Source organism: Paraburkholderia phosphatilytica, assembly GCF_003443895.1.
GTDB lineage: Bacteria > Pseudomonadota > Gammaproteobacteria > Burkholderiales > Burkholderiaceae > Paraburkholderia > Paraburkholderia phosphatilytica.
In genome coordinates, this window is the sequence record NZ_QQOA01000016.1 from 33,145 (window position 1) to 56,274 (window position 23,130).

General features: G+C 66.1%; 26 protein-coding genes. 14 read left to right on the forward strand and 12 right to left on the reverse strand.

Annotated features, from left to right (window positions below; all coding sequences use genetic code 11):
- The first annotated feature begins 9 nt into the window (after positions 1 to 9).
- Together DVS29_RS18330 and DVS29_RS18335 are read left to right on the forward strand one after the other, a co-directional pair.
- The gene (locus tag DVS29_RS18330) at positions 10 to 744 is read left to right on the forward strand and encodes an RNA polymerase sigma factor FliA (protein WP_205962478.1); all 735 of its coding nucleotides are present in this window, start codon (positions 10 to 12) and stop codon (positions 742 to 744) included.
- Between the two features lie 95 nt (positions 745 to 839).
- Positions 840 to 1,091, forward strand: coding sequence for a PAAR domain-containing protein (locus DVS29_RS18335; RefSeq protein WP_118181903.1), 252 nt, complete (start codon positions 840 to 842; stop codon positions 1,089 to 1,091).
- Positions 1,092 to 1,263: 172 nt separating this feature from the next.
- Here the strand turns inward: DVS29_RS18335 and DVS29_RS18340 are convergent, their stop codons facing one another.
- From DVS29_RS18340 to flgA, 3 genes are all read right to left on the reverse strand, one after another.
- Positions 1,264 to 1,704: a flagella synthesis protein FlgN gene (locus tag DVS29_RS18340; protein WP_118181904.1), complete on the reverse strand. Its 441-nt coding sequence runs from the start codon at positions 1,702 to 1,704 to the stop codon at positions 1,264 to 1,266.
- Between the two features lie 135 nt (positions 1,705 to 1,839).
- The gene (gene flgM / locus DVS29_RS18345; RefSeq protein ID WP_118181905.1) at positions 1,840 to 2,157 is read right to left on the reverse strand and encodes a flagellar biosynthesis anti-sigma factor FlgM; all 318 of its coding nucleotides are present in this window, start codon (positions 2,155 to 2,157) and stop codon (positions 1,840 to 1,842) included.
- 131 nt (positions 2,158 to 2,288) lie between these two features.
- Complete coding sequence (gene flgA, locus DVS29_RS18350; protein WP_118181906.1) at positions 2,289 to 3,662, reverse strand: flagellar basal body P-ring formation chaperone FlgA; 1,374 nt, start codon at positions 3,660 to 3,662, stop codon at positions 2,289 to 2,291.
- A 225-nt stretch (positions 3,663 to 3,887) separates the two neighbouring features.
- Between flgA and DVS29_RS18355 the strand changes: the two genes are divergently transcribed.
- The 12 genes from DVS29_RS18355 (at position 3,888) to flgL (ending at position 15,970) form a co-directional block, all read left to right on the forward strand.
- Positions 3,888 to 4,388 (forward strand): flagellar basal body protein, encoded by a 501-nt coding sequence (locus DVS29_RS18355; RefSeq protein WP_118181907.1) that lies wholly within the window; start codon positions 3,888 to 3,890, stop codon positions 4,386 to 4,388.
- 66 nt (positions 4,389 to 4,454) lie between these two features.
- Positions 4,455 to 4,880 (forward strand): flagellar basal body rod protein FlgC, encoded by a 426-nt coding sequence (gene flgC / locus DVS29_RS18360; protein WP_118181908.1) that lies wholly within the window; start codon positions 4,455 to 4,457, stop codon positions 4,878 to 4,880.
- Positions 4,881 to 4,890: 10 nt separating this feature from the next.
- On the forward strand, positions 4,891 to 5,610 hold the full coding sequence (locus tag DVS29_RS18365) for a flagellar hook assembly protein FlgD (RefSeq protein WP_118181909.1): 720 nt from the start codon (positions 4,891 to 4,893) through the stop codon (positions 5,608 to 5,610).
- Positions 5,611 to 5,628: 18 nt separating this feature from the next.
- Positions 5,629 to 6,843 (forward strand): flagellar hook protein FlgE, encoded by a 1,215-nt coding sequence (gene flgE, locus DVS29_RS18370; RefSeq protein WP_118181910.1) that lies wholly within the window; start codon positions 5,629 to 5,631, stop codon positions 6,841 to 6,843.
- Between the two features lie 35 nt (positions 6,844 to 6,878).
- Complete coding sequence (flgF, locus tag DVS29_RS18375) at positions 6,879 to 7,637, forward strand: flagellar basal-body rod protein FlgF (protein ID WP_118181911.1); 759 nt, start codon at positions 6,879 to 6,881, stop codon at positions 7,635 to 7,637.
- An 89-nt stretch (positions 7,638 to 7,726) separates the two neighbouring features.
- Positions 7,727 to 8,515: a flagellar basal-body rod protein FlgG gene (gene flgG, locus DVS29_RS18380; protein WP_118181912.1), complete on the forward strand. Its 789-nt coding sequence runs from the start codon at positions 7,727 to 7,729 to the stop codon at positions 8,513 to 8,515.
- 34 nt (positions 8,516 to 8,549) lie between these two features.
- Entirely contained in the window at positions 8,550 to 9,233 is a 684-nt protein-coding gene (flgH, locus tag DVS29_RS18385; RefSeq protein ID WP_420816127.1) for a flagellar basal body L-ring protein FlgH, read from the forward strand.
- On the forward strand, positions 9,227 to 10,411 hold the full coding sequence (locus DVS29_RS18390; protein WP_118181914.1) for a flagellar basal body P-ring protein FlgI: 1,185 nt from the start codon (positions 9,227 to 9,229) through the stop codon (positions 10,409 to 10,411). The genes flgH and DVS29_RS18390 overlap by 7 nt, the downstream gene beginning before the upstream one ends.
- Positions 10,412 to 10,420: 9 nt before the next feature.
- Positions 10,421 to 11,371: a flagellar assembly peptidoglycan hydrolase FlgJ gene (flgJ, locus tag DVS29_RS18395; protein ID WP_118181915.1), complete on the forward strand. Its 951-nt coding sequence runs from the start codon at positions 10,421 to 10,423 to the stop codon at positions 11,369 to 11,371.
- A gap of 303 nt (positions 11,372 to 11,674) precedes the next feature.
- Positions 11,675 to 12,433: a flagellar brake protein gene (locus DVS29_RS18400; protein WP_118181916.1), complete on the forward strand. Its 759-nt coding sequence runs from the start codon at positions 11,675 to 11,677 to the stop codon at positions 12,431 to 12,433.
- A 289-nt stretch (positions 12,434 to 12,722) separates the two neighbouring features.
- Positions 12,723 to 14,726: a flagellar hook-associated protein FlgK gene (flgK, locus tag DVS29_RS18405; protein WP_118181917.1), complete on the forward strand. Its 2,004-nt coding sequence runs from the start codon at positions 12,723 to 12,725 to the stop codon at positions 14,724 to 14,726.
- Positions 14,727 to 14,737: 11 nt separating this feature from the next.
- Positions 14,738 to 15,970: a flagellar hook-associated protein FlgL gene (gene flgL, locus DVS29_RS18410; RefSeq protein ID WP_118181918.1), complete on the forward strand. Its 1,233-nt coding sequence runs from the start codon at positions 14,738 to 14,740 to the stop codon at positions 15,968 to 15,970.
- Between the two features lie 100 nt (positions 15,971 to 16,070).
- Here flgL and fliR read toward each other — a convergent pair whose 3' ends face one another.
- From fliR to fliJ, 9 genes are all read right to left on the reverse strand, one after another.
- Positions 16,071 to 16,853, reverse strand: a complete 783-nt coding sequence (fliR, locus tag DVS29_RS18415; RefSeq protein ID WP_118181919.1) for a flagellar biosynthetic protein FliR — start codon at positions 16,851 to 16,853, stop codon at positions 16,071 to 16,073.
- Between the two features lie 46 nt (positions 16,854 to 16,899).
- Complete coding sequence (fliQ, locus tag DVS29_RS18420) at positions 16,900 to 17,169, reverse strand: flagellar biosynthesis protein FliQ (RefSeq protein WP_118181920.1); 270 nt, start codon at positions 17,167 to 17,169, stop codon at positions 16,900 to 16,902.
- Between the two features lie 48 nt (positions 17,170 to 17,217).
- Positions 17,218 to 18,036 carry a flagellar type III secretion system pore protein FliP gene (gene fliP / locus DVS29_RS18425; RefSeq protein ID WP_118181921.1) on the reverse strand — a complete coding sequence of 273 codons (819 nt, stop codon included), beginning with the start codon at positions 18,034 to 18,036 and terminating at the stop codon, positions 17,218 to 17,220.
- Positions 18,036 to 18,572 (reverse strand): flagellar biosynthetic protein FliO, encoded by a 537-nt coding sequence (fliO, locus tag DVS29_RS18430; protein ID WP_118181922.1) that lies wholly within the window; start codon positions 18,570 to 18,572, stop codon positions 18,036 to 18,038. The genes fliP and fliO overlap by 1 nt, the downstream gene beginning before the upstream one ends.
- Positions 18,569 to 19,024, reverse strand: coding sequence for a flagellar motor switch protein FliN (gene fliN / locus DVS29_RS18435; protein ID WP_118181923.1), 456 nt, complete (start codon positions 19,022 to 19,024; stop codon positions 18,569 to 18,571). Before fliN ends, fliO begins: the two co-directional genes overlap by 4 nt.
- Positions 19,017 to 20,015, reverse strand: a complete 999-nt coding sequence (gene fliM / locus DVS29_RS18440; protein WP_118181924.1) for a flagellar motor switch protein FliM — start codon at positions 20,013 to 20,015, stop codon at positions 19,017 to 19,019. Before fliM ends, fliN begins: the two co-directional genes overlap by 8 nt.
- Before the next feature lie 59 nt (positions 20,016 to 20,074).
- Positions 20,075 to 20,581, reverse strand: coding sequence for a flagellar basal body-associated protein FliL (gene fliL / locus DVS29_RS18445; protein ID WP_118181925.1), 507 nt, complete (start codon positions 20,579 to 20,581; stop codon positions 20,075 to 20,077).
- A gap of 390 nt (positions 20,582 to 20,971) precedes the next feature.
- The gene (locus DVS29_RS18450) at positions 20,972 to 22,531 is read right to left on the reverse strand and encodes a flagellar hook-length control protein FliK (RefSeq protein ID WP_118181926.1); all 1,560 of its coding nucleotides are present in this window, start codon (positions 22,529 to 22,531) and stop codon (positions 20,972 to 20,974) included.
- A gap of 148 nt (positions 22,532 to 22,679) precedes the next feature.
- Complete coding sequence (gene fliJ / locus DVS29_RS18455) at positions 22,680 to 23,129, reverse strand: flagellar export protein FliJ (protein WP_118181927.1); 450 nt, start codon at positions 23,127 to 23,129, stop codon at positions 22,680 to 22,682.
- Position 23,130 lies beyond the last annotated feature (1 nt).

Consider the following 23,130-nt stretch of genomic DNA (forward strand, 5'->3'; position numbering starts at 1 on the left):
AAGGGGTACATGATGTACAACGCTCAAGGAAAGATCTCGCAGGACGAGGTTCTGACCAAATACGCGCCGCTCGTAAGGCGGCTGGGTTTGCAGCTCGTGGCGAAGATGCCGGCGAGCGTCGATCTCGACGACCTGATCCAGGCCGGCATGATCGGCCTGCTGGATGCCGCCAGCCGGTACAAGGAAGACCAGGGCGCGCAGTTCGAAACGTATGCGAGCCAGCGGATCCGCGGCGCGATGCTGGACGAGCTGCGCAGCAACGACTGGCTGCCGCGTAGCCTGCGCCGGACGTCGCGCGAAGTCGAAAGCGCCGTGCACCAGGTCGAGCAGTCGCTCGGCCGCTCGGCGAGCGAGGCGGAGATCGCGGGTCATCTGAACATGCCGCTCGACGAGTACCAGTCGATGCTGCAGGATCTGCATGGCAGCCAGCTGATCTACTACGAAGACTTCGACCGCTCGGCGGACGACGAGCCGTTCCTCGACCGCTACTGCGTCGATCACTCCGACCCGCTGTCGGCGCTGCTCGACGAGAGCCTGCGCGGCGCGCTCGTCGAAGCGATCGACAAGCTGCCGGAACGCGAGAAGCTGCTGATGTCGCTGTACTACGAGCGCGGGATGAACCTGCGCGAGATCGGTGCGGTGATGGAAGTGAGCGAATCGCGCGTGTGCCAGCTGCACAGTCAGGCGGTGGCCCGCCTGCGCGCGAAGCTGCGCGAGATGCAGTGGGCCGGCACGGAAAGCTGACCTGCGCGGCCACTTTTCGGATTATTCGTAGCACCCTCTCTCCGATCTCTACGTAACGTCGCTGCCCAACCAGCGACGACACGTGGAGATCCGGCATGAAAGACGCGAACGGCAGGCCGATGGCCCGCCTCGGCGATACCACCGATCACGGCGGCACGGTCATTCAGGCCGCCGCCGATTTTTCCCATCAAGGCAGAGCGGTCGCACTCGACGGACACATGGTCAAGTGTCCGAAGTGCGGCAGCATGTATCCGATCATCGCATCAGGCATCCTTATGCACCGCGGCCGCCGGGTCGGCTATATCGGCGACTGGACCGGATGCGGCGCGCGGCTCGTGGCCGCGTGAGTCGCGCGGCGTCCGCGTTCCCTCTGTAGCGATCGTCAGTATGCCGGTGAGCGGCGGCGCGTCAGTCGAGCCGCAACCGCAGGCCCAAAGCAGAAAGGCCGCCGAAGCGACCTTTGCTGGAAATCCTGAACCGCGAGCCGGCCATCGCGCCGGCTTCTGCGCATTCGCGCGCTTACATCCCGAATGCCGGCATCCGGCCATCCGGACCGTAGAAGCCCGAGCGGCCCGTGTCTCCGCGCAGCACGGCGAGCGCGCGGCGGTTGTAGTCCATGCGGGTGTGGATCAAGAGGCCGATCGTCTGATTGGCGCGGCGCGCGCGTTCCGTCGAGCCCTGGAGCAGCGCCCATTGGCTCGCGACCCGCTGGTCTTCTGCGCAGGCGAGTTCGATGCCCTTGCGGCCGCGCGGCAGGCCGAGTTCGGCGAGCTGCGCGTCGCGGACCTTTTCGAGGCCTGCGAGACGGTCGGTGAGATTGGTCTTCTGCGCGACGATCGACGGCAGTTCGTTGAGCGCGTCGGCCGAGGTGAGCGTCTTCTCTTCGTACGCGAATAGCGAGGCGAGCGCCTCCACCGTCGCGTGTTCGTCGATCAGGGTGGCCAGCAGGGCGTCTTTCATTGCAACTCGCTCAATCAATCAGTGGCAAGCGTTTGCCTGCCGAGCCGTGCGCACGCCCGGCCAGCAATGGCCGCCACGCGCGAACGTGGACTATTTCCGGCTGTCCGCCGCGCCGTCCGACTATGCGGAACGGCGTCAGCCTGCCGAAGGCTTCATCGTATCCCGCGCCGACTGGAGCATCCCGTCGGCGATCTTGCCGCTGTCGACCTGGTACGTGCCGTTGCGAAGCGCGGCCTTCACCGATTCGACTTTCGCCGTGTCGATGTCGCCGGAATTCGAGGCGGCAGCGGACCGGACGTGCGACGACAGACCCGACAGATTGACGGTCGTGCCGGCTGCCGGCGTCGTGGCGGAACCGGACGTGCCGGTGCTGCCAGTGGCGTTCTGCTGGGTGCGTGTCTGGTTATCCTGGTACTGCAGGACGTTTGGGTTAGTGCTTGAATCAATCTTCACGATGGGCTTCCTCGTTGAATCTGATCGAAATAACGGCGGCACTTACCGAAACTTTAGGCCGGTCTGCCCGCTGTTACTCCTTGTTACGAGTTCCACCGCACATTTCCTCTTACACCGTCTTCAAACCCCGCTCAGATCTGCACTTCGACCGTGCCCGCGTCCTTGACGACGCCGGTAATGATCTGCCCCCCGGCGGTCCGTACCTGCACCTGCTGGCCGGGCGCCGCGTTGTTCATCACACTGCCTTCGGCAGAAATCGAGAAATCTGAACCCACGGCGATCAGTTTGACTGTCTGGCCGATCACGACCGACGACGCGCTGCGCAGCATGTCCGTGCGCAGCGGCAGTCCGGCGGACACGCGCGCCAGCGCGACCGCGCCGATCGCCTGCGACGGATCCGTGATCACGGTGCGCGGCAGGTTCGCGAGGTCGCCCTCGCGTGGCATCAGGTCGACGGCCGCGAGCACTTCGTTCGGCATCATCGGCCGGGCGGCAACGTAGTACGTGACCATCATCGATACGCGCGCCTGCAGGTAGAGCGTCCAAGGACGCTCGCCGACGCAGCGCACGCCGACCGTCGTGTTGCCCCACATCCGCGCGGCGGGCGGCAGGAACGGCTCGAGCGACGCGCAGGCCGCGAGGCCGCGCGGGAATACCTGCGCGACGGTGATGGTGACCTTGCCGGGCAGTCCGGCGGCCTGTTGTTCGAGGAACGCCTGCGCGACGGCGCGCACGGCCTCGCCGTCCTGCTGGCCGGTGGGCGCGGCGGCGGAGGCGGGTGCCAGCGCGCGCGGCGCCGGAGCGGCGGCTGCCACGGCGGCGGTCGGCGCGACGTAGCGGCGGTTCGCGGTGGAGAACGCGGCCGGGTTGACGGGGTTCGCCGGTCTCACCGGCAGGGTCGTGGGCAGCGGCATCGCGCGCGCGGCGCTCTCGGGCTGCTCGGTGATCGTCACCGGCACGACAGTGCGATTGTTCGGCACCTGCACGTTGACGCGCTGGAAGCCGCCCACGGGCTGCATGGCCGGCGCGGGCGCAGGCGCGGGAATGGTCTGGATCTGCGGCACGTAGCGCTGGGCGGCGGCGATCGAGTTGACTGCCGCGGCGGGCTCGCCGTTGCCGGGAATCGTGATCGTGCCGTCGCTGGCGCTTTCGCTTTCCTCGGCCGGCGCGCGCGGCGCGGCAACGGGCATCGGGCGCATCGGCGCCGGTGCGGCCGTTGCGACCGCGGCCGCCGGCGCCATGCTCGCCGCATCCGGAAGTGTCTTGCCATTCGCACGGGCCACCGCGAGCGCGTATTCCTCGGGGGTGATCGCGCCGCCTTGCTGCTCGCCGTTGCCGGGAATCGCAATCATGCCGGCCTGCTGCGCGTGCGCGGCGTGCATCGCGAGTCCGAGCACGCCGAAGACGAACGACGAGCGCGCCAGTGCGCCGAGCGCCCGGCCGCGTGCGACAGCACGTGCGGCGCGTGGGCCGCGGCGCGCGGTATCGGAAGCGGGATGCGCCATCGTCGTTCTCCATCGAATGCATTGGTACGGATCGAAATTCTAGGCAACCGGTCCAGCAGGCAAAGGTTGAATAGAGGGGCCCTTCCCCGGCTATTCGTCAGATTGGTTCTTGCGCCCCCCACCTAACATTCCTCTCCATGGAAAAAGCCGCTTCGTGCGGCAGGCAGCCCGGCCAGACCGGATGCCTGTTCGAAGCGGCTCAACGTATCTGACGGAGAGATCCCGATGCTGGACAAACTCGATGCCGAATTCGCCTTTGGCCGCGAAGCCCTCGATGTACGGGCCACGCGGCAGGCGCTGCTGTCGTCGAACATCGCGAACGCGGACACGCCGGGCTATCTCGCGCGCGACGTCGATTTCGCGAGTTCGCTTGCGGGCGCATTGAAGAAAGCCGGCGCAACGGGACCGACGGGCAACGGCGCGACCAACGCGGCGCCGCTCGCGATGGCGCAGCCGGTGGGCGTGTCGAGCGGCATGTCGCTCGCGGCCACGGAAGACGGCCACATGGCCGGCCGCGCGCAGCTCCAGGCCACGGGCGGCTCCGTCGACGACTACAGCAAGCTGATGTATCGCGTGCCGACGCAGCCGGCGCTCGACGGCAACACGGTCGATCTCGACACCGAGCGCGTGCAGTTCGCGGACAACTCGCTGCACTTCGAGTCCGGCATGACCGTGCTGTCGAACCAGATCAAGACGATGCTGTCGGCGATCTCGTCCGGCAGCTAGGCGTAAGCGTTCCATCCACCCAGTCATACACACCGTGCACGCGCATCCAGTGAGGTCGAGGCAGCCATGACATCCCTGATGAACATTTTCAACGTCGCGGGTTCCGCGATGTCCGCCGAATCCGAACGGCTCAACGTGACCGCGTCGAACCTCGCGAACGTCGACAGCACGACCGGCCCGGACGGCCAGCCGTACCGCGCGAAGCAGGTCGTGTTCGCGGTCAATCCGCTCGGCGGCGACGCGACCGCGTCCGGCCAGCAGGTGGGCGGCGTGCGCGTGACGGGCGTGATCGACGATCCGACGCCGATGAAGACCACCTACGACCCCAGCAATCCCTCGGCGGACGCGAATGGCTACGTGACGATGCCGAACGTCGACCCGGTGGGCGAGATGGTGAACATGATTTCCGCCTCGCGCGCCTACCAGGCCAACGTCGAGACGCTGAACACCGCCAAAACGCTGATGCTGAAGACACTCACCATCGGCTCCTGAGGAGATTTCCTTGACTACCAACACCACCATCGGCGGCAGCGGCACGACCGTATCGCAAACGCTGCTCGACACGATGAACGGCACGAGCGCGTCGAGTGCATCGAGCAGCTCGTCGACCAGCTCGACCTCGGGCCAGAACCTGCAGACCACCTTCCTGCAACTGCTTGTGACGCAGCTGCAGAACCAGGATCCGACCAACCCGATGGACAGCTCGCAGATGACGTCGCAGCTGGCCCAGATCGACACCGTGACCGGCGTGAGCCAGCTGAACACGTCGCTGACGTCGCTCGCGTCGCAGCTGTCGGCCGGCCAGAACGCGCAGGCTGCGCTGCTGATCGGCTCGACGGTGCTCGCGCCTTCGAGCAGCGGCTTCAGCGTGTCGAGCGGCACCGCGCCGGAACTCGGCGTGTCGCTGCCGGCCGCCGCCTCCGACGTGACGCTGACCATCAAGAATTCGTCCGGCTCGACGGTACGCACGGTCGACCTCGGCGCCGAATCGGCCGGCACGACGACCTACACGTGGGACGGCAAGGACAACTCGGGCAACACCGTGGCGGACGGCAAGTACACCGTCACCGCGGCGGCGACCGTCAACGGCTCGGCCGGCACGGCAACCGCACTGGCGGCCGGCACGGTACAGAGCGTGGTTCAACAATCCGATGGCTCCGCAGGACTTGCGCTGTCCAACGGCTCGACGGTGCCGCTCTCGAGCGTCGCGTCGATTCTCTAATAGCAAAGGGAGCCATTCATGGGCTATCAGCAAGGTTTGAGCGGTCTGGCCGCTTCGTCGAACGACCTCGACGTCATCGGCAACAACATCGCGAACGCGAACACCGTCGGCTTCAAGGAAAGCACCGCGCAGTTCGCGGACATCTACGCGAACACGCTGGCCACGTCGGTCAACAACCAGATCGGCCTCGGCGCGATGCAGTCGGAAGTGCAGCAGGATTTCTCGCAAGGCACGATCAACTCGACGGGCCAGGCGCTCAACGTCGCGATCAACGGCAACGGCTTCTTCCAGATGTCGAACAACGGCACGCTGACGTACTCGCGTAACGGCGTGTTCTCGCTGTCCGCGAACGGCAACATCGTCAACGCGCAGGGCCTCGAACTGATGGGCTACGCGGCGAACTCGTCGGGCGTCGTCAACACCGCGGCCACCGTGCCGCTGACGATTCCGACCACCAACATCGCGCCGCAGGCGACGACGTCGGTCACCGCGCAGCTGAACCTGAACTCGCAGGCCACGACGCCGACCGACACGACGTTCTCGGCGAGCGACTCGAACAGCTACAACTACTCGACCTCGGTGCAGACGTACGACTCGCTCGGCGGCACGCAGCAGGTCAACATGTACTTCGTGAAGGACACGACGGCGAACACGTGGGACGTGTACGCGGGCGCGAGCGGCAGCACGCCGACGGACGTCGGCCAGATGACCTTCAGCACGTCAGGCACGCTGACGACCCCGACCAACGGCCAGTTCACGATGACGCTGCCGACCACCGACGGTTCGTCGACGCCGCAGTCGATCACGCTGAACTTCTCGGGCACGACGCAGTACGGCAGCGCGAACGGCGTGAACAACCTGACGCCGAACGGCTACGCCGCCGGCCAGCTCAGCAACTTCACGATCGGCCAGGACGGCACGATCACGGGCAACTACTCGAACGGCCAGACGATGGCGCTCGGTCAGGTCGTGCTCGCGAACTTCAACAACCCGAACGGCCTCCTGAATCTGGGCGGCAACGAGTTCCAGCAGACGGCCGCTTCCGGCTCGCCGCAGATCTCGGCGCCGGGCGCGACCAACCACGGCACGCTGACGGGCGGCGCGGTCGAAGAGTCGAACGTCGACCTGACCAACCAGCTCGTCGACCTGATCACCGCGCAGCGCAACTACCAGGCGAACGCGCAGACCATCAAGACGCAGCAGACCGTCGACCAGACGTTGCTGCAGCTGTAAGCGTGAATGACGGGCAGCACTGAGACGGGGCGAACATGGACCGACTGATCTACACCGCGATGACGGGCGCGAGCCAGGCGCTCGAGCAGCAGACCGTTGTCGCGAACAACCTGGCGAACGTGTCGACGACGGGCTTTCGCGCGCAGCTCGCGAATTTCCGCGCGGTGCCGATGGGGCCGGAAACGGCAAACGGCGTGGCCGACGACACGACGCGCACCTTCGTGCTGTCGTCGACGCCGGGCTCCGACATGACGCCGGGCGCGATCTCGCAGACGGGCAATCCGCTCGACGTCGCGGTCGACGGTCCGGGCTGGCTCACGGTCCAGGATGCGAACGGCGACGAAGCGTACACGCGTGCCGGCAACCTGCACGTTGCCGCGGACGGTCAGCTGATGAGCGCGAACAACCTGCCGGTGATCGGCACGGGCGGCCCGATCGCGGTGCCGCCGGGCGCGCAGATCACGATCGGCAAGGACGGCACGGTGTCGGCGATCGCGCCGGGCAACTCGCCGAGCGCGATCGCGGTGGTCGACCAGCTGAAGCTCGTGAATCCGCAGGACGGCACGCTGCAGCGCGGTGACGACGGCCTGTTCCGCACCGCCGACGGCAACCCCGCCGACGCGGACCAGAGCGTGACGCTCGTGCCTGGCGCGCTGGAAGGCAGCAACGTCAATCCGGTCTCGGCGATGGTCGCGATGATCACCAACGCGCGCCAGTTCCAGCTGCAGACCAAGATGCTGACGACCGCCGACCAGAACGAGCAGAGCGCCAACCAGCTGCTCAATTTCAGCTAACCGCGCGCTCGCCGCCAGTCCGCGCCCCGTACAGATTTTCGGCGCCGCCCGCATAGCCGGCAGCGCCCCAAGGAAGGAGAAGATTTACCGTGAACCGTTCGCTCTATATCGCCGCCACCGGCATGAATGCGCAGCAGGCGCAGATGGACGTGATCTCGAACAACCTCGCCAACGTGAGCACCAATGGCTTCAAGGGCTCGCGCGCGGTGTTCGAGGATCTGATGTACCAGACGCTGCGCCAGCCGGGCGCAAGCTCGACGCAGGAAACGCAGCTGCCGTCGGGCATCCAGGTCGGTACCGGCGTGCAGCAGATCGCCACCGAGCGCCTCTACACGCAGGGCAACCTGCAGCAGACCGGCAACTCGAAGGACGTCGCGATCAACGGTGCGGGCTTCTTCCAGGTGCAGATGCCGGACGGCACGACCGCCTACACGCGTGACGGCTCGTTCCAGACCAACGCGCAGGGCCAGCTCGTCACGTCGAGCGGCTACCCGGTGATTCCGTCGATCACGATTCCGGCGAACGCGACGTCGCTCACCATCGGCACCGACGGCGTGGTGTCGGTGACGACGCCGAATTCGAGCAACAACACGACGGTGGGCTCGCTGCAGCTCGCGAACTTCATCAACCCGGCCGGCCTGCAGGCGAACGGCGAGAACCTGTTCTCCGAAACGGCTTCGTCGGGCACGCCGAACGTGACGACGCCGGGCCTGAACGGCTCGGGCACGCTGAGCCAGGGCTACGTGGAAGCGTCGAACGTGAACGTCGTGCAGGAACTGGTGAACATGATCCAGACGCAGCGCGCGTACGAAATCAACAGCAAGGCCGTGACGACGTCCGACCAGATGCTGCAAACCCTCAGCCAGATGTCAGTTTGACGCTGCGGGCGTAATTCACTTGATGGTGACCAGGATGGTGCAGTCCGTTTTCAACCCAATCCGTGCCGGCGTGCTGGCCTATGCCGCGCTCGTACTCGCAGGCTGCGCGTACGTGCCGACGAAGCCGCTCGTCCAGCAGCCGATGCGCGTCGATCCGGCGCCGCCGCCGCAGATGCAGACCCCGGGCTCGATCTACAACCCGGGCTATGCCGGCCATCCGCTGTTCGAAGACCAGCGGCCGCGCAACGTGGGCGACATCCTGACGATCGTCATTGCGGAAAACATCAACGCCACCAAGTCGTCCGGGCTCGATACGAACCGCTCGGGCAACACGAGCTTCTCGGTGCCGACCCACGGCTTCCTGTCGGGGCTGCTCGGCAAGACCAATCTCAGCGCGCAGGGCGCGAACACGTTCAACGCCACCGGCGGCGCGAACGCGTCGAACACGTTCAACGGCGTGATCACCGTCACGGTGATCGGCGTGCAGCCGAACGGCAACCTGATCGTGAGCGGCGAGAAGCAGATGCTGATCAACCAGGGTAACGAATTCGTCCGCTTCTCGGGCGTCGTGAACCCGAACACCGTTGCAGGCGACAACTCCGTTCTCTCGACCCAGGTGGCCGACGCGAAGATCGAATACTCCGCGAAGGGCGTCATCAACGAGGCCGAGACGATGGGCTGGCTGCAACGCTTCTTCCTGAACGTCGCACCATGGTAACGCTGCGCTTTTCCCTCCACCGCGCCGCGCTGCGCGCGCTGTCCGTCACCGCGGTTGCGGTGCTCGCGTTCGGCGCGCTGCTCGGCACCGCACCCGCGGCCCACGCGGAACGCCTGAAAGACCTCGTGTCGATCCAGGGCGTGCGCGACAATCCGCTGATCGGCTACGGTCTCGTCGTCGGTCTCGACGGCACGGGCGACCAGACGACGCAGACGCCGTTCACGGTGCAGACGCTCGCGAACATGCTCGCGAACCTGGGCATCTCGATCAACAACACGTCGAGCGCGTCGGGCAGCTCGCAGACGCTCTCGAGCATGCAGCTGAAGAACGTCGCCGCGGTGATGGTGACCGCGACGCTGCCGCCGTTCTCGCGTCCGGGCGAGCAGCTCGACGTGACGGTGTCGTCGCTTGGCAACGCGAAGAGCCTGCGCGGCGGCACGCTGCTGATGACGCCGCTCAAGGGCGCCGACGGCCAGGTGTATGCGCTCGCGCAGGGCAACGTCGCGATCGGCGGCGCGGGCGCCAGCGCGAACGGCAGCAAGGTGCAGGTGAACCAGCTGGCGGCAGGCCGCGTGGTCGGCGGCGCGATCGTCGAGCGCTCGGTGCCGGCGGCGGTCGCGCAGGCCGGCGGCGTGATGCAGATGGAAGTGAACGATATGGACTACGACACGACGCAGCGCATCGTGTCGGCGGTCAACAACCTGTTCGGCAGCGGCACCGCAACGCCGCTGGACGGCCGCACGATCCAGCTGCGCGCGCCGACGGATCCGGCGCAGCAGGTCGCATTCGTCGCGCAGCTCGAAGACCTCGACGTGAAGCCGGCGCAGGCCGCCGCGAAGGTGATCCTGAACGCGCGCACCGGCTCGATCGTGATGAACCAGATGGTGACGCTGCAAAGCTGCGCGGTCGCGCACGGCAACCTGTCGGTCGTGATCAACACGCAGACGGCGGTCAGCCAGCCGAACGCGCTGTCGAACGGCCAGACGGTGGCCGCGCGCCAGTCGCAGATCCAGCTGAAGCAGGACAACGGCGCGCTCAAGCTGGTGACGGCGGGCGCGAATCTGGCGGAAGTGGTGAAGGCGCTGAATGCACTCGGCGCGACGCCCGCGGATCTGATGTCGATCCTGCAGGCGATGAAGGCGGCCGGCGCACTGCGGGCGGACCTCGAGATCATCTAAGGAACAGCAATGGACAACTCGAACGCACTCAACACCACCGGATCCGGCTTCGATCTTTCGAACCGCTTCGCGCTCGACGTGCAGGGTTTCGACGCGTTGCGCGCGCAGGCCGGCACCCAGTCGCCGCAGGCGATCAAGGCGGCCGCGAAGCAGTTCGATGCGGTGTTCACGCAGATGATGCTGAAGAGCATGCGCGAAGCCACGCCGTCCGACAGTCCGCTCGATTCGCACGATGGCGATTCCTTCACCGGCATGATGGACCAGCAGCTCGCGCAGCAGATGTCGAACAAGGGCATCGGCGTCGCGGACGCGATGCTGAAGCAGCTGATGCGCAACGCCGGCGCGAGCAGCGACGCAAGCGGTTCGAACGCGGGCAATCTCGCCGCGCTCAACGCGCTCGGCAAGGCCTACGGCAACGCGGCCGCGAACGGTTCGCTGTCGAAGGATCAGGTCGCGTACGGCGACAACAGCTCGCTCACGCCGCCGCTGCGCGGCCGCGGTGACTCGCCGAAGGTCGATTCGTTCGTCGACAAGCTCGCCGTGTCGGCGCAGCAGGCGAGCAACGAGACCGGCATTCCGGCGCGCTTCATCATCGGCCAGGCGGCGCTCGAATCCGGCTGGGGCAAGAAAGAGATCAAGAACCGCGACGGCTCGACGAGCTACAACGTGTTCGGCATCAAGGCGACGAGCGACTGGAGCGGCAAGACCGTCAGCACGACGACGACCGAATACATCAACGGCCAGCCGCACAAGGTGGTCGAGAAATTCCGCGCGTACGACTCGTACAAGGACGCGATGACCGACTACGCGAACGTGCTGAAGAGCAACCCGCGCTACGCGTCGGTGATGAGCGCGTCACGCGACGCCGAAGGTTTCGCGAAGGGCATGCAGCGCGCGGGCTATGCGACCGATCCGCATTACGCGAAGAAGCTGATGTCGATCATGTCGAAGATCGTGTGACGGACTGCATTGGGATCAGACTGGAACAAGGACGCCGGGCGACGGGGCCATTGTCGTAGCGTAGACGAAGACGGTCGGGCGGATGAGCGCAAGCTGATCCGCCCTCAACCGCGCCCCTTTTTGGGTGGAAAGTCCTTGCAATTCCAGGCTGCGGTTAATATTTTTCGTAACGGCCCTAAACTTTTGGGCGTCGGCTGCCGCTAATGATATTGACATATAGCAGGGTGGCGAACGTCGCCCAGCCGGCTACCGCATCTCCAGCGTGGGATGATGTACCCCGGCCTTACGAATACCGGCAAGCCCATGAATACCGCTCAGTCGAATGTCCAGGTGGAGGGTGGCAAAGACACCCATCCCGATTACGGTCGGCGCAACCCGCTCGAGGTTGGCGTACAGCTGCGCAATCTCGTGAATCGGGGCGACTTCCTCACGCTGCAGTATCGCGGCGGTCAGCTCGTGACCCGGATCCTGGATGTGGATGTGCGCGAACGGGTGTTCGTGTTCGACTGGGGTGCGATCGCCGACCAGAATCGCGAGGTGCTCGCGTCGCCGGACTGCCAGTTCCATGCCGCGCCGGATGGCGTGCGCGTCGAGTTCGCGACGGGCGTCCCGCGCGAAACGAAATTCGAAGGACGTCCGGCGTTCGAAGCCAATTTTCCCGAAGTGCTGTACTACGTGCAGCGGCGCGAGTACTTCCGCGTCGACACGCCGGTGCTGGAGCCATGCGTGTGCCGCGGCGCGCTGCCGGATGGCAACACGTTTCGCTTCGAGGTGCACGACCTGTCGCTCGGCGGCCTCGGCCTGCGTACGACGGACGATCGCGTCGAGCAGTTGCAGATGGGCGCTTCGCTGCACGACGTCGAGCTGGATCTGCGCTCGCAGGGGCTGCTGCGGATCGAGCTCGGCCTCGTGTCGTTGCGCTTCCTCGACGTGCCGCCGAACGGCGCGCGTCGTTATCACCTCGGTTTCCGCTTTCTCTCGCTGCCCGGTGCGGCGGAGAACACGCTGCAGCGCTACATCACCCATCTCGAGATGAAGCGTCGCTCGCTGACGCGCTCCTGATTCTGAGCGGCGGCTGCGCGCGTGCCGCGCAGCGCCGTTCGCCCCGCCGTTCGCCCGCTTCCACCGGTTGGCCTGCTCCGCGCGCAACGCGTCGCGCGGGCGCCGGCGCGCGCCTGACGTTCGCAGCGTCGCCGGCCCGCACCACCTTTCGCGCCGTGGATCGAATCGCACACCCGCAAACGTGTGCGATGCGGCCATTCCTTCCTCAATGTTTCGGCCCGGATGCCGATAAACAGAGAGTTAATGCGACGGGGCCTCTGGGCCCAACGACCGCCATTTAGGATGAAGCATGTCCGATATCATCAGCATTGGTCTTAGCGGCCTCGCGGCTGCGCAGCTCGGTCTGCAAACCTCGGGCGAGAACATCAGCAATGCCTCGACCACGGGTTACACGCTCGAAACGCCGGTCTATGCCGAAGCGAGCGGACAGTACACGTCGTCCGGTTACGTGGGCGGCGGCGTCAACACGGTCACCGTGCAGCGCGCGTACAGCCAGTACCTGACCACCGAGCTGAACAACGCGCAGTCGTCGAGCAGCTCGATGTCGGCCGCGTACCAGCTCGCCTCGCAGCTGAACAACCTGGTCGGCAGCCCGACGAGCGGCATCGCGAGCGCGATGACGACGTTCTTCAGCGGCCTGCAGACGGTTTCGAACGACCCGAGCAATCTGTCGACACGCCAGACGGCGATGTCCGATGCGACCGCGCTCGCCGACCAGATCAACGCGCTCGGCCAGCAATACGACCAGCTGCGCTCGTCGGTCAACACGCAGATCACCAGCACGGTCGCGTCGATCAACCAGTACTCGACGCAGATCGCCAAGCTCAACAGCGAGATCAACGCGGCGTCGGCATCCGGCCAGTCGCCGAACCAGCTGCTCGACCAGCGCGACACGGCGGTCTCGAATCTGTCGCAGCTCGTCGGCGTGCAGGTGGTGTCGAACAGCAGCGGCTATAACGTGTTCATCGGCAACGGGCAGCCGCTCGTCGTCGGCAGCCAGAATTTCTCGCTGAGCACGCAGGCGTCCCCGACGGATCCGAGCGAACTGTCGGTCGCGTATCAAGGACTGTCGAGCTCGAGCAGCAGCGCGCAGGTGATGTCGGACACCGCGTTTTCGGGCGGCACGCTCGGCGGCATCATGCAGTTCCGCGACCAGATGCTCGATCCTTCGGAGCAGCAGCTCGGCGCGATCGCGACCAGCTTTGCCGCGCAGGTGAACTCGCAGAACGCGCTCGGTATCGATCTGTCGGGCAATACCGGCGGGGCGCTGTTCTCGGTCGGTTCGCCGACCGTCGTCGCGAGCTCGAAGAATACCGGCACGGAGTCGGTCACGGCATCGCTCGTCGATCCGACGGCCGCGTCGTCGGACAGCTATGCGCTCTCGTACGCGAGCGGCACCTACACGTTGACGGATACGACCTCGAACACGGTGGTCGGCACGGCAACGCCGGGCACGTCGACGTCCGCGACGATCGGCAACTTCAATTTCACGCTCTCGGGCACACCGGCCACCGGCGACACGTTCTCGGTGCAAGGCACGCGCGGCGCGCTCGACAGCTTCGCGGTCGCGACCAGCGACCCGTCCGCGATTGCCGCGGCGGCGCCGGTACTCGCGAGCGCATCGTCGAGCAACACGGGTTCGGCGACGATCACGCAGGGCTCGGTGACGGCCGGCTACACGGTGCCTTCCACGGCGACCACGCTGACCTACACGGCGTCGGGTTCGACCGGATCGCTCGCGGGCTTCGCGACGGGCTCCACGGTGACCGTCGCGGTGCCGGGCTCGTCGACTTCGACCACCTACACGATCGGCACAGGAACGGGCGACGTCACGTCGATTCCGTACGACCCGAGTACAGGCGCGACGATCACGGTTGCGAATTCGACCTCGGGCAATCTGAACAACGTGAGCTTCACGATCAGCGGCACGCCGTCCACCAACGACACCTTCACGATCGGCTCGAACACGACCGGCACGAAGGACGGCCGCAACGCGCTCGCGCTGTCGAACCTCACGTCGAGCACTTCGATGTCGGGCGGCACGACGCTGACGGGCGCGTACGCGAACTACGTGGACGGCATCGGCAATTCGACGAGCTCGCTGAACGCATCGAACACGGCGCAGGCGTCGCTCGTGTCTCAGATCACGACGCAGCAGCAGTCGGTGTCGGGCGTGAACCTGGACGAGGAAGCGTCGAACCTGCTGCAGTATCAGCAGCTCTACCAGGCGAACAGTAAAGTGATCCAGACGGCGGCGTCGTTGTTTCAGACGCTGCTCGGCATCTTCCAGTGAGGCGTTGAAGCATGCGAATTGCGACTTCACAGTATTACGCGTCCAGCGTGCAGACGATGGACAACCAGCAGACGCAGCTGCTCCAGCTCGAACAGGAGCTGTCGACGGGCGTCTCGATCTCCACCGCCGCGGACAATCCGGTTGGCGCCGCGCAGGCCGTGTCGCTTTCGGTGACCTCGGCGACGCTCACGCAGTATTCGACGAACCAGACGTCGGCACTGTCGTCGCTGCAGACCGAGGACACCGCGCTGTCGAGCACGACGAAGACGATGCAGAGCGCGCTGACGCTGATCCAGGAAGCGCAGAACGGCACGCTGAGCGACGCCGACCGTCAGGCGGTCGCATCGGAGTTGCAGGGCGTTCGCTCGCAGCTGCTCACGCTCGCGAACACGTCCGACGGCATGGGCAACTACATCTTCGCGGGCTTCCAGCCGACGGCGCAGCCGTTCACCGACAAGTCGGGCGGTGGCGTCACGTACACCGGCGATCAGGGGCAGCAGCTCGTGCAGGTTTCGGGCACGCGCCAGATCGCGGTCAACGACAGCGGCGCGAACGTGTTCATGACCGTGCCGACGTTCGGCACCAGCGCGGTCGCGTCGGGCAACTCGGCCAACACCGGCACCGGAACGGTGGGTGCCGTGACGGTCACGAACCCGAGCAACACCGCGAACAACGATGTCTGGCAGGTCACGTTCGGCGGCACGGCGTCCGCGCCGACCTACAGCGTGGTCGATACGACGACCAACACCACGTACAGCAGCAACCAGCCCTACACGGCGGACTCGTCGATCGACATCGGCGGCGGCGAGAGCATCGCGATCTCCGGCACCCCCGCGTCGGGCGACACGTTCAACGTGACGCCGGCCACCAAATCGACGACGGACGTGTTCCAGACGCTCGACAACGTGATCAGTGCGCTGCAGACGCCGGTCGGCACGAGCAACTCGGCGGCCGCATCGCTGACGAACTCGCTGAATGCCGCGATGACGCAGATCAACAACTCGCTTGTCAACGTGACGACGGTGCAGGCGTCGGTCGGCGGCCGCGAGCAGGAGCTGCAGGCGCTGCAGACCGTGACGACGAACAGCCAGACGCAGACGACGAGCGATCTGCAGGACCTGACCGGCACGAACATGGTGTCGACCATCAGCCAGTACGAGCAGGTGCAGAACGCGCTGTCGGCGTCGCAGAAGAGCTTCGTGCAGATCCAGCAGCTGTCGCTGTTCCAGTACATCAATACGTGATCGGTGTCGTGCGCGCCGGGTTGGTCCGGCGTTGCCCGATGGCAGTACCAAAAGCAACGGCCGCAGATGCGGCCGTTGCTTTGTGCGAGTGCTGCGCGCCCTACCTGAACGCCGCCGCCACCCGCCCCAACTCTTCGATGCCGCCATCGAACAGATGCGAGAAGAAAGGGATCATGTTGGGCAGCATGAACTGCACGAGCAGCATTCCAACCAGCAGTGTAAGCGGCAGGCCGATCTGGAACACGCCGATCTGCGGCGCCGCGCGGTTCAGGATGCCGAGCGCGAGGTTCGAGATCAGAATCGCGGCGACCACCGGCAGCGCGAGCAGCAGCCCGCCCGCGAAGATTGAGCTGCCCCATTCGGCCAGCATCTTCCAGCCGGCCGCGTTGAGCACGTTCGCCGAGATCGGCACGGAGCGGAAGGTTTCGATCAGCGCCGCGATCACCTGCAGATGACCGTCGAGCGACAGGAACGCGAGTGTTGCGATCGCGTTGAAGTAGCGCGACATCACGTCGGTGGTTTCGCCGAGGCTCGGGTCGAACAGCGACGCGAAGCTCAGGCCCATGTTCAGACCGATCAGTTCGCCGGTCGCGGCGATGGTCGCGAACACCACCTGCATCGTGAGGCCAAGCGCCGCGCCGATCAGGAACTGGTTGACGATGATCCACACGCCATTCGCGGAGAACACCGTGACCTGCGGCATCGCGGGCAAGGTCGGCGCGACGATCAGCGTGATGAAAGCGCCGAGCCCGACCTTCACGCGCACCGAAAGCGACGTGTTGCCGAACACGGGCGCGGTGGCGATCAGCGCGAGAATCCGCGTGAGCGGCCACAGAAAGGCGGTGAGCCACCCGTTGAGCTGCGCGTAGGTGACGGAGAACATCGTGCGGCGAACGTGTCGAGGAACGTGAGCGAGGACGATGCCCCGCTCAGGTCCCGAGCGTCGCGACGTTGGTAAGGACGGTGCGCATGTAGTCGAGCATCGTCGTCAGCATCCACGGGCCGGCGATCACGAGCGTCACCGCGATGGCGAGCAGCTTCGGAATGAACGACAGCGTGGTTTCGTTGATCTGCGTCGCGGCCTGGAACAGGCTCACGACGAGACCGACTACGAGCGCGATCAGGAGCAGCGGAGCAGCGAGAATGAGCGCGGTGTACATCGCGTGGTGCGCGATCGTCATGACGGCTTCAGGGGACATGGTGGTGCTAACCCGTGAATGGCGGCACAGGGCCGCGTGCGTGAAAAATTACGAAAAGCTCTGCGCGAGCGAGCCGATCAGCAGTTGCCAGCCGTCCACCAGCACGAACAGCATCAGCTTGAACGGCAGCGATATCGTGACCGGCGACACCATCATCATGCCCATCGACATCAGCACGCTGGCCACGACCATGTCGATGATGATGAACGGAATCATGATCGTGAAGCCGATCTGGAAGCCGGTCTTCAGCTCGCTCGTGATGAACGACGGCACGAGCAGCGACAGCGGCACGTCTTCCGGACCGTTCATCGCGGGCGCATGCGAGATGCGCGCGAACAGCGCGAGGTCGGTTTCGCGCGTCTGGCGCAGCATGAACTGCTTGAACGGCGCGACGCCGCGGTTCACCGCGTCGTCCATCGAGATCTGCCCGTCGGCGAACGGCTTGTAGCCGTCGGTATACGCCTTGTTCAGCACCGGCGACATCACGAACATCGTGAGGAACAGCGCGAGGCCGATCAGCACCTGGTTCGGCGGCGTGGTGGTCGTGCCGAGCGCCTGGCGCAGCAGCGACAGCACGATGATGATGCGCGTGAAGCTCGTCATCATCAGCACCATCGCCGGCAGGAACGACAGCATCGTGAGCAGCAGCATCGTCTGCACGCTCAGCGAATACGTGGTGCCGCCGTTCGGGCCCGGGCTCGTGTTGAACGCGGGCAGGCCCGCGGTCTGCGCGAACGAAAGCGTGGGCAGCGCGAGCATCAACGCCGGCACGGCCATCGGAGCGGCGATGCGTGCAGCGCGGCGAAGCGATGCTGGAGCGAACGTGCGGCGCAGGGTTTGCCGCGCGGTATGAAGACTGAACTGCATTACCTGTCACCGTCCTGACGGCGTCCCAAACGTTTGCCCGCTTCGCCTTTGAGCGCGTCGCGAAAGCGCTGGCCGAAGCTGCCTTGCAGCGGCGCGGCGCCGGCCGGCGTGGTGACGCCGGCGTTCTCGGCCGCGGTGGAGTCCGCGGGCATCGTGTGCAGCGTGCGCACGTTGCCGGGCGCGACGCCGAGTACGAGCCACGTGTCGCCGACCTGCACGACCGCGACGCGTTCCTTGCCGCCGAGCGATGCGCTGCCGATCGTCTTCACGATGCCGCCGCGTTGCGCAGGCTGCAGGCCGAAGCGGCGCGCGATCCACGCGCAGCCGAACACGATGCCGATCACGATGGCCAGCGCGAGCAGCGTCTGCAGCACGGCGCCGACACCGAGCGACGGCACCGCGGTGCCCGCGCCGACGCCGGACGCGATCTTCGTCGCGTCGTTGAGCGCCTTGAGATCGGCGGCGCGCGCGAGGCGGATCGTGAACGATGCCGCCAGCGCGAATGCAACGACGCCGCGTGCTGCCATGCGTTTCATCGATTGAGTTTCCGGATGCGCTCGGAGGGCGTGATGATGTCGGTGAGGCGGATACCGAACTTGTCGTTCACGACCACCACTTCGCCCTGGGCGATCAGGCAGCCGTTGACGAGCACGTCCATCGGTTCGCCAGCCAGACCATCGAGTTCGACGACCGAACCTTGCGCGAGTTGCAACAGATTCCGGATAGCAATTTTCGTGCGGCCGAGTTCGACGGTCATCTGGACGGGGATGTCCAGGATCATGTCGATGTCGTTGCGCGTCGAGTTCGCCGCGACCTTCGACAGCGGCTGGAACACGCCCGCCGCCGCATGGTTCACTTCGCCGACGTTGTTCTGCTCGGCGAGCGCGCTCGCCCAGTCGTCCATCGCGGGATCGGCCGCGCCTTCGCCGGCGGCGAATTGCGGGTCCAGGGGCATCTCGCTGCCTGGCGTTGCGTTCAGATCACTCATAACCACCTTCCTTCGCTGTATCCGCGGCGCTGATCATCTTCTGTACCCGCAGCGCGTATTGTCCGTTGAAAATTCCGTAACCGCATTCCATCACCGGCACGCCATCCACCTTCCCGACGATCGCTTCGGGAATGTCGATCGGCAGCACGTCGCCTTTGCGCATGTTGAGGATCTGCTCGAACGTGATCGGGATCTGCGCGAGATCCGCTGTCAGCTGCACTTCGGCCGACTGCACCTGCTGCGACAGCACGCGCACCCAGCGGCGGTCCACTTCGAGCGCTTCGCCCTGGATCGGCGAGCTCAACACGTCGCGGATCGGTTCGATCATCGAGTACGGCATGCAGATGTGCAGTGTGCCGCCCGTCGGGCCGAATTCGATCGAGAACTGCGTGACGATGACGATTTCGTTCGGCGTCGCGACGTTAGCGAACTGCGTGTGCATTTCCGAGCGCACGAATTCGAACTGCAGCGGCCGCACGCTTTTCCACGACGCCGCGTAATGCTCGAACGTGAGCGACAGCAGCTTGCTGATGATGCGGTGCTCGGTCTGCGTGAAATCGCGGCCTTCGACGCGCGTGTGAAAGCGCCCGTCGCCGCCGAACAGGTTGTCGACGACGAAGAACACGAGGTTCGGGTCGAACACGAACAGCGACGTGCCGCGCAGCGGCTTCACGTGCACCAGATTCAGGTTCGTCGGAATCGGTAGATTGCGCGTGAACTCGCTGTACTTCAGGACCTTCACCGGGCCGACGGAGATTTCCGCCGTGCGTCGCATGAAGTTGAAGATGCCGACGCGCAACAGGCGTGCAAAACGGTCGTTGATGATCTCGAGGCCGGGCATCCGGCCGCGCACGATCCGTTCCTGCGTCGCGATGTTGTAGGGGCGGACACCGGTACGCTCGGTCTGTTCGACCTCTGAGTCGTTTTCGCCGGTGACACCCTTGAGGAGGGCATCGACCTCCTCCTGGGACATGAATTCTTCGTGACCCATGGCGGTTCCTGGTTCGTCGGTTCGCTATGGCGTGGGGTATTCGCTGGCAGGACTCGACGTCACTGCACGACGAACTCGGTGAACAGCACATCTTCGACGTGCAACGGCTCTTCGCCCTTGTCCGTCGGCTGTTCGATCAGCTGGACCAGCTCCTTCGCGAGCGCGTGCTTGCCATCGAGCGTCGCGAGGTCGTCGGGGTGCTTGTTCGACAGCGCGAGCAGGATGCGGCTGCGAATTTCGGGCATGTGTTCGTTGATGCGCTCCTGCGCCTTCTGGTCGTCGAGCTTCAGCGTGAGGCCGACGCGCAGGTAGTGCTGCTGGCCGTCGTCCGACAGCAGGTTCACCGTCATCGAGTCGAGCGGGAAGAACACCGGGGCGGGCGCCGGCTTCGGTGCGGCGGCCTGCGCGGCGCCCGCGGGAGCCTGCTTCTTCATGAAGAACCAGACACCCGCGCCGGCACCGCCTGCCGCGATGAGCACGATCACCAGGATGATGATCAAACGCTTCATGAAGCCCGGGCGGGCGGGTTGTGCTGCGGGTTGCTGGTTTGCGGTCGTGGATGCCATGGGATATCTGCTTGTATCGATTCGTCCAGGGTGAATTGTTCGGTAAACCCGGGTTCCGTGATAAGCCGAAAAGAAGGGGGATTCGTGGCCAGCTTGATGTTTTAACGCGCCGCGAGCAGCTGTGGCCCTTTTGTGCGCCCGCTGGTATCGGGCATCGCGGCCGGACGGCGAGGCGGTCGAGCGCGATTTTTCAGCGCGCGCGGCGAGGTGCGATTCAAGCGACTGCGCGGGTCCGACGCTTCGACTGCTTCAATGCTTGGGTCGGCCGGATGGCCGTTGGTGCCATGCGGGCTGGGTTTTGTGTGCGCCTTTGCGTGTGCTTCGGGCATGCGCCAGACGGGCGGCGCAGGTCATGGCGCCGCCTGCCTGGGCGATGGTCCTTCCAGCCGCTTACGCGAACGTATCGACGAGCCCGACCGTGCGCCGCGTCGGCGTGGCCGAGGAGACACCCGCTGTCGTCAGATCGGCGCCCACCGACGATCCGCGGCCCGATCCGCGCCCGCCGCGCGTGCTGCTGCCGCCGCTCGACTGCTGCTGGCTCGCCTGCCGCGAGAAGCCGTCGCTGACGGTCGTGCTGCCGAGCCCGATGCCGTTCTGCTGCATCTGCTCGCGCAGCTTCGGCAGCGCGGCTTCCACAGCCTCGCGCACCTGCTGGTGCTGCGACACGAAGAGCGCGTGAGCGTGCGAATCCGACACCTGCAGCACGACCTGCAACGGCCCGAGATCCGGCGGGTTGAGCGTCAGCTCGGCGGTCTGCTGGTGCGCGTTCGACAGGAACACCACCTTCTGGCTGAACGCGTCTTCCCAGTCCTGGGTGCCGACTTCCGGCGCGATCGACGCCTGCGCGGCCGCCGCCGTCGCGTTCGGGTTCGTGGTCTGCGTCGCAGCGGCCGCGGCCGTTGCGGCGGCGCTGTTGGCCATCGCCTGGGTTGCCGCGAAGCTCGCGCGCGCGTTGTCGGCGCTGGCGTTCGCGGCGCTCATGCTGGCCGTGGTCGCGGTGGCCGTGGCAGCGGCGAGTGCCGCTGCGTCGTTCTGCGCGGTGGCCGCGCCTGCGCCGCCATCCGCGCCGCCGCCGGCTGCCGCGTCCGCCGCCGTGCCTTTACCATTGCCATTGCCGCCGCCCGTGAGCAGGCTGACGGCGCGCGCACCCTTGCCGCCGCCGGTGGCGAGGCTGACGGTGCCGTCGTCGTCCGTGCCGGTGCCGCTGGTGGCGCTCGTGCCGCCGGTCGCGTTCGCTGCGGTCGTGGTGGTCGTCGCGCCCGTTGCGTTCGCGAGGGCGGCGAGCGCGGCCTGCAGCGCGTCCATCGGTGCGCCCGATGCCGTTTGCGTGGCCGCGTCCTTCTTGCCGGCCGCGCCGGTGCCATCGGTGCCGTCAGCCGTGGTGGCCGCGGTCGCGGCGGCAGCTGCCGTCGACGGGTCCGTGCTGCTACCTCCCTGCGATGCCGCAGCCTGCGCGGCTGCGATGGCCTGCGCCTGCGCCGCGGCGGCGGCTGCCGCGGCGTTCTGCGTCGCGGCTGTCGCCTGCTGCGCCGTCTGGGCGTTCTGCGCGCTCGCGTTTTGCCGCGACCGCACCGCCGTGTTGCTCGGGTCGTTCGGGTTGGACGCCTGCTGCGTCGAATCGGCGGACTGGCTGTCCTGCGTGCTGTCCGACGCGTTCGTCGAATCGGTCGAGTTCGATGCGTCGGTCTGGTCTGCCGAGTTCGCCGAGTCGGCCGCGTTCGTGGTGTCGGACCAGCCGGAGTCGTCCGAAGGGCCGAGCGACGACGTGTCGTCGGACTGCGGCTGCGACCAGAACGGCTGCGACCAGTTCGGCACCTGCGACTGCGCGTTGAGGTTCTGCTGCAGCGTCTGCGCGAACGACGGGCCGTTCGTGTTCGACGTCGACGACGGCGCGAAGCCACCCGTCGACGCGTTCGACAGCGAGTTGAGTAGAGAAACGGACGAGGTCATGGCGATTCCTTCAAACCGTCCTGCGGCATTGAAGCGGGCTTGTTCGGAGCGGCCGGCCCGCGTACGGGCCGTGGTCTATCGGTTGAATTCGGTACAAAAGACGCTTGCGGCGTCGTCGGATACGGATCACGCGTGCATCACGCACGCATCAGGCATTATCGGCACGCATACGCAGCACGCGCGCCGCGTGTTCGTCGGCGTCGCGCTGCTCGCGCCGCGCGGTCTTGCGTGCTTCCACCGCGTCGCCGCGCGCCTGCAGCACTTCGTACGAGCCGAGCTTCTGGCGCTGGCGCTGCCACTCGGGCTTCGCCGCTTCGACCCGCTGCGTCGCGGCCGTGAGCAGACGCCGCTGCTGCTCGATCGCGGCGTCGAGCGTGTCGATGAACGCCTGGAAGTTGCGCATGTTGCCGGCCGGCATGCCTTGCTGCGCGGAGGTCGTGAAGCGCGAGTAGTACTCGTTGCGGTATTCGACGAGCGCATTCAGCTGCTTTTCGACTTCGCCCCGTTCGCGCTGGGCTCGGCCGAGCCGTTGCGCGGCGGCGTCGACGTCGTCCTGCGCAAGCTCGATCAGGGTCTGCAGCGGTGAGGGGTTCGGCATC

Coding starts and splice junctions, on each gene's coding strand:
- DVS29_RS18330 (WP_205962478.1), top strand. CDS start 10: ATGATGTACAACGCTCAAGGAAAGATCTCGCAGGACGAGGTTCTGACC.
- DVS29_RS18335 (WP_118181903.1), top strand. CDS start 840: ATGAAAGACGCGAACGGCAGGCCGATGGCCCGCCTCGGCGATACCACC.
- DVS29_RS18340 (WP_118181904.1), bottom strand. CDS start 1,704: ATGAAAGACGCCCTGCTGGCCACCCTGATCGACGAACACGCGACGGTG.
- flgA (WP_118181906.1), bottom strand. CDS start 3,662: ATGGCGCATCCCGCTTCCGATACCGCGCGCCGCGGCCCACGCGCCGCA.
- DVS29_RS18355 (WP_118181907.1), top strand. CDS start 3,888: ATGCTGGACAAACTCGATGCCGAATTCGCCTTTGGCCGCGAAGCCCTC.
- flgC (WP_118181908.1), top strand. CDS start 4,455: ATGACATCCCTGATGAACATTTTCAACGTCGCGGGTTCCGCGATGTCC.
- flgE (WP_118181910.1), top strand. CDS start 5,629: ATGGGCTATCAGCAAGGTTTGAGCGGTCTGGCCGCTTCGTCGAACGAC.
- flgF (WP_118181911.1), top strand. CDS start 6,879: ATGGACCGACTGATCTACACCGCGATGACGGGCGCGAGCCAGGCGCTC.
- flgH (WP_420816127.1), top strand. CDS start 8,550: ATGGTGCAGTCCGTTTTCAACCCAATCCGTGCCGGCGTGCTGGCCTAT.
- DVS29_RS18390 (WP_118181914.1), top strand. CDS start 9,227: ATGGTAACGCTGCGCTTTTCCCTCCACCGCGCCGCGCTGCGCGCGCTG.
- flgJ (WP_118181915.1), top strand. CDS start 10,421: ATGGACAACTCGAACGCACTCAACACCACCGGATCCGGCTTCGATCTT.
- DVS29_RS18400 (WP_118181916.1), top strand. CDS start 11,675: ATGAATACCGCTCAGTCGAATGTCCAGGTGGAGGGTGGCAAAGACACC.
- flgK (WP_118181917.1), top strand. CDS start 12,723: ATGTCCGATATCATCAGCATTGGTCTTAGCGGCCTCGCGGCTGCGCAG.
- flgL (WP_118181918.1), top strand. CDS start 14,738: ATGCGAATTGCGACTTCACAGTATTACGCGTCCAGCGTGCAGACGATG.
- fliR (WP_118181919.1), bottom strand. CDS start 16,853: ATGTTCTCCGTCACCTACGCGCAGCTCAACGGGTGGCTCACCGCCTTT.
- fliQ (WP_118181920.1), bottom strand. CDS start 17,169: ATGTCCCCTGAAGCCGTCATGACGATCGCGCACCACGCGATGTACACC.
- fliP (WP_118181921.1), bottom strand. CDS start 18,036: ATGCAGTTCAGTCTTCATACCGCGCGGCAAACCCTGCGCCGCACGTTC.
- fliO (WP_118181922.1), bottom strand. CDS start 18,572: ATGAAACGCATGGCAGCACGCGGCGTCGTTGCATTCGCGCTGGCGGCA.
- fliN (WP_118181923.1), bottom strand. CDS start 19,024: ATGAGTGATCTGAACGCAACGCCAGGCAGCGAGATGCCCCTGGACCCG.
- fliM (WP_118181924.1), bottom strand. CDS start 20,015: ATGGGTCACGAAGAATTCATGTCCCAGGAGGAGGTCGATGCCCTCCTC.
- fliL (WP_118181925.1), bottom strand. CDS start 20,581: ATGGCATCCACGACCGCAAACCAGCAACCCGCAGCACAACCCGCCCGC.
- DVS29_RS18450 (WP_118181926.1), bottom strand. CDS start 22,531: ATGACCTCGTCCGTTTCTCTACTCAACTCGCTGTCGAACGCGTCGACG.
- fliJ (WP_118181927.1), bottom strand. CDS start 23,129: ATGCCGAACCCCTCACCGCTGCAGACCCTGATCGAGCTTGCGCAGGAC.